Source organism: Bifidobacterium aerophilum, from assembly GCF_010667685.1.
In the GTDB taxonomy this organism is placed as follows: Bacteria; Actinomycetota; Actinomycetes; order Actinomycetales; family Bifidobacteriaceae; genus Bifidobacterium; species Bifidobacterium aerophilum.
Genome location: NZ_WHZW01000048.1, coordinates 1 through 1,409 on the forward strand (window position 1 = coordinate 1; position 1,409 = coordinate 1,409).

Consider the following 1,409-nt stretch of genomic DNA (forward strand, 5'->3'; position numbering starts at 1 on the left):
TGAAATCCTAGTCCGCGTCGGCTTGTGGGGTTTCGTCGTCTTCCGGTTCGACGCCCGCGATCCGGGCGAGCGTCTTGTTCAAGTATGCCATGTCCGGGCCCATGCGTCTGGCCAGCCGCGCGGTGCGCGGTGCCGCCAGTGCTTCGAGCCGGTCCTGGATGTCGTGGATGCGGCGGACGAGCTCGGCCGGGTTCACGGTCGCGAGCGTGTGTTCGATCTCCTCTCGCTTGTCGTCGGGTATGAAGCCGGGGCCGCCGGCGGCCCTGTCCGCCTCGTCGAACTCCTTGAGCCGCTCCCACGGGGTGCGTGGTGCGTCGTAGACGCGGCGGGGACGGCCGTCCCGGGTGCTTTCGCGCGCGACCGGCTTCTTGGACGGGGTGAACAGGTTGGCCTTGACGCGCACCAGCTCCCATAGCTCGTTGAGCAGGCCGAGCTCATCGACGGTGTACCGGTAGTAGAACGCGTGGCGGCGCACGACGTGGTTGTTGCGGGACTCGACGGTGGCCTGGTCGTTCTTCCTGTAGGGGCGGGAGCGGGTCTGCTCGATGTCGCGCTCCTGCAGCCAGGCGATCAGGTCGCGGTTGATGAACTCGCTGCCGTTGTCCGTGTCGTAGGAGCGGATGCGGAACGGCAGACGGGCCTCGACCAGCGCCTCGGCCTTGGAGAGGTTCGCGAACGCGTTGTTGCGGCACGACGCGTTCTCGGTCCATCCGGTGGCGACGTCGACCACGGTCAGGGTGCGGCAGAACTCGCCCCTGACGCTCGGCCCGCAGTGGGCCACGGTGTCGGCCTCGACGTTGCCGGGCAGGCCGTCCAGCTCGTCGCCGGCCTTCCTGATCGTGATCGAGTTGCGCAGCAGCTCCCCGGCGGGCCGGGTAGTGGAGATGCCTCTGGGCCGTGCCGCGTCGCGCGTCTTTTTGAGGTACCGGTCCATCGTGGCCGCGCTCATCCGCTCCAGCTCGCGGAACGCGAAACCGTCCCAGTCGGCGAGCTCGCCGTGCGCGCGCAGCATGGGCATCCACAGGGGCAGCATCGCCTTGAGGTACTTCGCGCACGGCGCATCCATCATCAGCCACACCTGGACCAGCAGCTCGCGCGACTGCTCCGAATACCGCTTCGGCCGCTCCGCGGGCGACATCGACGGCCTGCCGCGCCCGGCTTCCGTGAGTCTGCGTCTCGCGGTGCTCCTGCCGATTCCCAGCACGGAGCACATCTCATCGAGGATGCGTCCCTTGTCCTTCTTCGACGCCTTCATGTATTCATCCCTGAATCTCAGGGTGACCTGCCGCTTCGTCGCCATGCTGATCCTGTCTTCCATAAGACAAGCCAAACAGGACCGATACCGTTCGCGCTCATTCCCGATGAGGCACCACCACACCCTACGCGCTCAAAAAACGTGAGGCACGTCG

The 1,409-nt window shown here is 66.8% G+C and carries 1 protein-coding gene; it reads right to left on the reverse strand.

Features of this window, described 5'->3' with window-relative positions:
• Window positions 1–7: 7 nt before the first annotated feature.
• Window positions 8–1,300 carry an integrase catalytic domain-containing protein gene (locus tag GFD25_RS11930; RefSeq protein ID WP_236037015.1) on the reverse strand — a complete coding sequence of 431 codons (1,293 nt, stop codon included), beginning with the start codon at window positions 1,298–1,300 and terminating at the stop codon, window positions 8–10.
• Between the last annotated feature and the right edge of the window lie 109 nt (window positions 1,301–1,409).

Coding starts and splice junctions, on each gene's coding strand:
- GFD25_RS11930 (WP_236037015.1), bottom strand. CDS start 1,300: ATGGCGACGAAGCGGCAGGTCACCCTGAGATTCAGGGATGAATACATG.